Here is a 6,601-nt window from a genome sequence, read left to right on the forward strand (position 1 = left end):
CCCATATGGCGCCAGACCGCCTGTTGCCGCGCTTCGTCCGCATCGCGGTCTCGTACCGGACCGAGGCCGCGGGTGCCGTCCGCGAAGCGCTGGCGGTGCTCGACCTGTCGGACACGTGCTTCATCCTCGCCTTCATGCCCGAGGGGCTGGTGCTGGACGCCGTGGCGCAGGCGCTCGAAGAGGGGGCGGGCGGGGTTCCGGTCTTTGGCTGCACCACTGCCGGGACGATCACCCAGGAGGGCTACGAGACCGGGGCGCTGCTGCTGCTGGCCTTCCCGCGCGAGCATTTCCGCTGCGCCTCGATGCTGATCTCGCCTCTGAAACCCTTGCTGATGAAATCCATTGCCTCGGAGGTGCGCAGCCACGCGGGGCGCTTCCGCCGCACCGCCGGCTGGAACCGGCTGGCCCTGATCTTTGCCGACGGGCTCGCGAAGCAAGAAGAGATGCTGGTTGCCACGCTCGAGGCGGCGCTTGGCGAGGTGCCGGTCTTCGGCGGCTCGGCGGGAGACAATCTTGCCTTCAAGGAGACCTTCGTGCTGCACGACGGGCGTTTCCACAGCAATGCGGCCGTTCTCCTTCTGGTTGAAACGGATCTCGAGTTCCGTGGCCTCGGCTTCGACCATTTCCTGCCCACCGACGAGCAGATGGTGGTGACCCGCGCGCTGCCCGAGGAGCGGCTGGTGTTCGAGATCAACGGTGCTCCCGCGGCGCTGGAATACGCGCGGATCGTCGGCGTGCCGGTCGAGCGGCTGTCGCCGCAGGTCTTTGCCGAGAACCCGATGCTTGTGCGGCAGAACATGAACTACCACGTGCGCGCGGTGCATGGCGCGCCGAGCTCGCACGCGCTGTCCTTCCTCGGGGCGATCGACGACGGGCTGATCCTGACGCTGGGCCGGGGCAAGGAGATCCTCGAGACGCTCGAGCACGAGCTCGACGTCACCGGCCCGCAGGACGCGCCGCCGGATTTCGTGCTCGGCTTCGACTGCGTGCTGCGCAAGCTTGAGATCGAGCAGAAGCAGCTCGCCCCGGCGGTGAGCGAGATCTTCCGGCGGCGCCGGGTGCTGGGGTTCAACACCTACGGCGAGCAGCATTGCGGGGTCCATGTGAACCAGACCTTCGTCGGCGTCGCCTTCTTCGAGCCGGGGAGGCGCGATTTCGCATGATCGACCCCAACGAGCCGCTCGAGAACCAGGTCGCCCGGCAGGCGAAGATCATCGACGCGCTGATCCGCCGTGCCAACCGGCAGCACGAGATCGGCAGCACCGCCTATGGCGCGTTCCAGTCGGCCATTGCTCTGCAGGCGCAGGTCTGGGCCAAGACCCGCGATCTCGAGCTGACCACGGATGCGCTGCGCCACGCCCGGCACGATTCAGAGCGGATGCGCAAGAACCTCGCCGATGCGCTGGCGGCGCTCGATGGCGGGGTGGCGCTGTTCACCGGCGGGCGGCTCGAGGTCTGCAACGACAACTTCCAGCGGCTGCTGCCCGACATCTCCGAGCAGCTTCGGCCGGGGCTCGAGATCGGCGCCTGTCTCTCGGCCATGGCCAGGAGCGCGCATCTGGTGAGCGTCGAGGGCAGCTTCGACGCGGCGCTGGCACAGGCGCGGCGGGGCAGGGCAGGGGCCTCGGTGGTGTCTTTGGTGATCGAGCTGACCGGCGACCGCTGGTACCAGATCAACCTGCAGCGCACGAGCGACGAGAACATCGTGCTGCTGCTCACCGAGATGACCGCCATCCTGCGCCGCAACCGGTCCGAGAAGGAAAGCCTGATCGACCGGCAGGCGGACTACCTGCAGGCGGTCTTCGAGAACATGACATCGGGGGTCTGCACGTTTTCGCCCGAGGGCGCGGTGATGATGTTCAACCAGCAGTTCCGCCAGCTTCTGGGGCTGCCCTACACGGTGCTGCAAAAGGGGGTCGAGCTGGCGCGGATGCTCGATTACGTCGCCCAGCATGGGCTGATCACCGAGGCCGCCGAGCATGACATCGCCCATTGGCTCGACCGGCTGGAGCGGCAGGGGCGGTTGCGGCGGCGGCTGCGCCATGCCTCGGGGCGGATGCTGGACCTGCACGCTCACCGGCTGCCCGATGGCGGGGTGCTGCTGGAGCTGAAGGACGTGACGCTGGAAACCCGCGCCACGGTGATGCTCGAGAACCGGGTGATCGAGCGCACCGCCGAGCTGACCCGCGCCAACGCGCAGCTGCGCCTGCAGTTCGAGGAAATGGCCCGGGTCGAGGAAGAGCTGCGGCTGGCCAAGGAGCGGGCCGAGGCGGCGGTCTCGTCGAAGACCCGCTTTCTTGCCGCCGCCAGCCACGACCTGCTGCAGCCGATCAACGCAGCCAAGCTGCTCATCGCGACCCTGCTCGATGCCGCGGTCAACACGCGCTTTGCGCCGACGGTGGAGCGGCTCGAAGGCTCGTTCACCTCGATCGAGCAGCTGCTGCATTCATTGCTCGACATCTCGCGGCTCGAGAGCGCCGACAAGGCGCTGACCCCCTCCGAGCTTTGCCTTGGCACGCTGATGCGCAGCGTCTGGGAGGATCAGGTGCCGGTGGCGCAGCGCCGCGGCGTGCGGCTCGACGTGGTGCCGAGCATGGTCTTCGTGCGCTCCGATCCGGTCTACCTGCTGCGCTCGATCCAGAACCTCGTGGTCAACGCGCTGCAATACACCCCAGAGGGCGGCCGGGTGCTGGTCGGCTGCCGGCGCCGCGGCGGGCGCATCGAGCTGCAGGTCTGGGACACCGGCATCGGCATCTCGCGCAAGGACCAGAAGCGCATCTTCGAGGAGTTCGCCCGGGCCGACAACGTGCCGCTCGGCTCGGGGGTGGGGCTGGGGCTGTCGATCGTCGACCGGACCTGCCGCCAGCTCGGCCACCAGGTGCGGGTGCGCTCCAAGCCCGGCGCGGGCTCGGTCTTCAGCATCGAGATGGAGGTGGTCGAGGGCCGCCGCGCCGCGCCCGAAGACGACCGCGAGCGCGCCCCGGCCGTGGCCTACGAGATGGACCACATCGTGCTGCTGGTGGAGAACGACCCGGACGTGCTCTTCGCCTTCTCGCAAAAGCTCGAGCAATGGGGCGCGAGCGTGCTGGCGGCGCGCTCGATCTCCGAGGCGCTGGGGCACGTGCGCGACATGGGCATGCCGCCGGACATCATCCTCGCCGACTACCAGCTTGACGGCGGCGAGACCGGCGACGTGGCGATCGCCGAGATCCGCCGCGCCAGCGGGGCGCAGGTGCCGGCGATCATGATCACCGCCAACCGCGGCAACGGGCTTCTGAAAAAGGGCGCGGCACAGGGGTTCTCGGTGCTGACCAAGCCGGTGCAGCTGGCCCGGCTGCGCTCGCTGATCGACTGGAAGGTGCGCTGGCAGTCGCCGGAGGTCTAGGGTGCGACGTGGCGGGCACCGACAAAAGTCGGCAATGACAGGCAGGGCAGGGGGGGTAGGCTGCGCACTGGGAGACCACGCGGGAGGAGTCGCGCCATGCGCAGGAAACTGGCCCAAATTGCCGTGCTGGGGGCGCTCGCGCTGCCCGCAGCCGCGGCCACCACCGAGGCGGAGCAGACCTATGAGCTGCTGTTCAAGGAAGGCACGCTCGACAGCATCGCTGCCGGCTCGGTGCTGCATTACAGCCGCGCCGTGCAGAACGGCGTGCTGCCCGAGGCGGCCGAGACCGGCAGCGGCGAGATCGCGCTCTCGTTCGAGCAGACGCCCGAGGCGCGGATCGCCAACCTGCAGTTCCTGAAGGACGGCAAGCACCGCAACCTCGGCAGCTTCCCGGCCAGCGTCGGCAACCCGATGATCATGTATTTCTACGAGACGGTGATCCGCGACATGGCCGAGACCGCCGGCGGCTCGCCCTTCTACATCCGCAACCGGATCAAGGAGTCGCTGGTGCGCCCCGCCGAGGTCGAGACCGGGCAGGCCAGCTACGGCAGCAAGACCATCGAGACGCGCACCGTTACCCTGCGCCCGTTTGCCGAGGATCCGAACCGGGCGCGGATGATGGGCTTCGGCGATCTCGAGCTGCGGGTCACCATGTCCGAGGCGGTGCCGGGCTGGTACCTGAGCCTGATCGCCGAGGCGCCGGGCGCCGAGGGCGCGCAGGGGGGCTATCTTTCGGAGCTGCGCTTCGACGAGGTGGCGGCGCAATGATCCGGCTGGTTCTGGTGCTGGCGCTCTGCGCCCCGGCGGCGCTCTCGGCGCAGGGAGTGGCCGAGCGGCTCAACGACTACCCGACCGAGGTGCGCGCCGACTACGTCTTCGGCTGCATGGCCGCGAACGGCCAGAGCCGCGAGAACCTGCGCAAATGCGCCTGCTCGATCGACGAGATCGCCGCCATCCTGCCCTATGACAAATACGTCGAGGCCGAGACGGTGCTGTCGCTTCGGCTCACCGGCGGCGAGCGCATGGCGATCTTCAACAGCTCGGCCATGGCCGATGGCATCGTCGCAGAGTTGCGCCGGGCACAGGCCGAGGCCGAGGTGGTCTGCTTCTTCTGACCGCAAGGGTTGACCTCTTCCGCTTCGCCACCCATATTGACGCGTATCACGTCATAATGGGTGGCAGGCATGGATCTTCGCGGTGTTTCGGATGATGGGCTCTTTGCCCCGCGGCTGATGGCGCAGAGCCTGCGCACCACGGTGGACGAGATCGCCCAGACCGCCGGGCTCGGGCGCGACGCGCTGACCAGGGCGAACCGGGTGGGCAACCCGCGCACCCAGAAGCGCCTGCGCGAGATGGTCGAGATCGTCAACCGCGTCGCGCCGCGCTTCGGCTCGGACCTGCTGGCCTATGCCTGGTACCGTTCGGCGCCGCTTTCGGGCTTTGGTGAGGCGACGGCGATGCAGCTTGTGCGCGATGGCCACGCCGACTGGGTGCACCTCTATCTCGACAGGCTCGACGCCGGCATCCCCGCCTGATGCAGTTCCGCGGCACGCTCTACCGCGCGCTCTCGCCCTACTGGGCTTACCGCCCCTTGTCGGGTGAGGGGGCCGAGCGCTTCGGCGGGCGCTTCAACCGGGTCGGCCGGGCGGCGCTCTACCTTGCCGACAGCGTCGAGACGGCACTGAACGAGGTGCAGCAGGCCGGGCAGTTCGCCCCGGTGACGCTGGTGGCGGTGGAGGCCGATCTCGATCCGCTTTTTGACGCCTGCGACGTGGCGGCGCTGGCGCAGATCGGCGCACGGCCCGAGGATCTGGCCCTGCCCGACTGGGCGGCGCGGCAGGCGATGCAGGGCAGCGCGCCGACGCAGGACCTGGCGGAGCGGGTGCTGGCGATGGGCTATTGCGGCATGCGCGTGCCGAGCTTTGCGCCCGGCGCCCGCGCGGCGGCACGCAACCTCGTGCTCTGGCGCTGGGGAGAGGCGCTGCCGCACCGGCTGCGGCTCATCGACGACGACAACCGCCTGCGCCATCCGCCCGCGCCGCCATCCTGAGACCCGTGCTGAGCCCTGTCCTGAGCGCCTATGTGCACGCGGGCGCGGGGCCCTAGCCGCCCGCTTTCGGCAGCTCCGAGTCGAAGACGTTCCCCTCGGTGTCGGTCGCGGTCACCCGCAGCGCCGGTGCGCCGTTGTCGGCGTAGGTGAACCGGAAGGCGGGGTTTTCCGAGATGGAGATGCCGCCGTCCATGGCGAAGAGCATCTCCTGTCCCTGCCAGACCTCGAGATGGTCGATGAAATGCGCGGGGATGAAGAGCTGGGTGATCTGGTCGCGCTGCAGCCCCGAGAAGTTGGGATGGCGGATCTGGATCTGCGCCTCGCGCCGGGCGGTGGACTGCTGCGGGGCGTGGTCCTCGGCCGGGCCGAAAAGCCGCAGCTTCATCCGTCCCAGATCGGCCAGCGCCTCGTCTCCTGCCTTGCTGGCCGGGGCCGAGCAGCCGCCCGAGGCCTTCACGTAGCGCCCGTCCATGCGCAGTCCCTGCGGTGTCTCGGCGATCACCCGCACGTTGGAATAGGCGTTCACCCGCAGCCGCAGCTCGAAATCGAGCGGCGCCATGGCGCTGCCGAAGGTGAAGCTGCCGGCAACCGGCGAGGGATTCTCGTCGATCACCACCGTGGCGCGCTCGATCGGCAGCGACGGGTCGGTCTGCACGATGTGCAGCGGCACGGTGGCGGCGTCCTCGGCGCGGTAGGGGGCCTCGACGGTGAAGAGGCCGCCCGCGGGGGTGATGGCGGCGTCGCCGGTGATGTCGGGGCGCAGCTCCTCCCAGGTGGGACTGTCCTGCAACGGCGTGCCGGCGGTCTCGGCGGCCTGCACGGGCAGGGCGAGGGCGGCGGCGATCAGGGCGGCGGGGATGGTTTGGCGCGGCATGGGGCTCCTCCTGGACCGGGTCGGGTCTGGGTCGCGGCAGTCTAGGCCGCGGCGGGGCAGGGGGCTACCGAGCGCAAGGTCGGTATGGATCGCGCCGCGCCGGGGCGCGAGGCTTGGCCCGACACGGCGCGTGGTGAAACGGGAGGCGGCATGTTCGAGGCCATCGTGATGCTCTGCGCGGGGCTGGCGGGCGAGCCGCCCTGCCGCGCCGCGCTGCTGCCGGGCTTTGAGGCGGCAGACCGGGCGGGCTGCGTCGCCGCGCTCGAGGCGCGTCCCGTGGCGGGCGCCGCGA

The 6,601-nt window shown here is 69.6% G+C and carries 7 protein-coding genes; 6 read left to right on the forward strand and 1 reads right to left on the reverse strand.

Features of this window, described 5'->3' with window-relative positions:
* Positions 1 to 5 precede the first annotated feature (5 nt).
* The 6 genes from G0Q01_RS15625 to G0Q01_RS15650 all read left to right on the forward strand — a co-directional run bounded on the left by G0Q01_RS15625 (position 6) and on the right by G0Q01_RS15650 (position 5,435).
* Positions 6 to 1,163, forward strand: coding sequence for an FIST N-terminal domain-containing protein (locus tag G0Q01_RS15625; protein WP_164189634.1), 1,158 nt, complete (start codon positions 6 to 8; stop codon positions 1,161 to 1,163).
* Positions 1,160 to 3,385: a PAS-domain containing protein gene (locus tag G0Q01_RS15630; protein ID WP_164189632.1), complete on the forward strand. Its 2,226-nt coding sequence runs from the start codon at positions 1,160 to 1,162 to the stop codon at positions 3,383 to 3,385. Before G0Q01_RS15625 ends, G0Q01_RS15630 begins: the two co-directional genes overlap by 4 nt.
* Before the next feature lie 96 nt (positions 3,386 to 3,481).
* On the forward strand, positions 3,482 to 4,153 hold the full coding sequence (locus tag G0Q01_RS15635) for a hypothetical protein (RefSeq protein WP_164213610.1): 672 nt from the start codon (positions 3,482 to 3,484) through the stop codon (positions 4,151 to 4,153).
* Positions 4,150 to 4,500 carry a hypothetical protein gene (locus tag G0Q01_RS15640; protein ID WP_164189628.1) on the forward strand — a complete coding sequence of 117 codons (351 nt, stop codon included), beginning with the start codon at positions 4,150 to 4,152 and terminating at the stop codon, positions 4,498 to 4,500. The genes G0Q01_RS15635 and G0Q01_RS15640 overlap by 4 nt, the downstream gene beginning before the upstream one ends.
* A 69-nt stretch (positions 4,501 to 4,569) precedes the next feature.
* Positions 4,570 to 4,920, forward strand: coding sequence for an antitoxin Xre/MbcA/ParS toxin-binding domain-containing protein (locus G0Q01_RS15645; RefSeq protein WP_108970510.1), 351 nt, complete (start codon positions 4,570 to 4,572; stop codon positions 4,918 to 4,920).
* Complete coding sequence (locus tag G0Q01_RS15650) at positions 4,920 to 5,435, forward strand: RES family NAD+ phosphorylase (RefSeq protein WP_164189626.1); 516 nt, start codon at positions 4,920 to 4,922, stop codon at positions 5,433 to 5,435. Before G0Q01_RS15645 ends, G0Q01_RS15650 begins: the two co-directional genes overlap by 1 nt.
* 52 nt (positions 5,436 to 5,487) lie before the next feature.
* On the opposite strand, the gene G0Q01_RS15655 is transcribed toward G0Q01_RS15650, so the two are convergent.
* Positions 5,488 to 6,309, reverse strand: coding sequence for a quinoprotein dehydrogenase-associated SoxYZ-like carrier (locus G0Q01_RS15655; protein WP_164189624.1), 822 nt, complete (start codon positions 6,307 to 6,309; stop codon positions 5,488 to 5,490).
* Between the last annotated feature and the right edge of the window lie 292 nt (positions 6,310 to 6,601).

This window comes from Salipiger sp. PrR007 (assembly GCF_010499845.1).
Lineage (GTDB): Bacteria > Pseudomonadota > Alphaproteobacteria > Rhodobacterales > Rhodobacteraceae > Salipiger > Salipiger pacificus_A.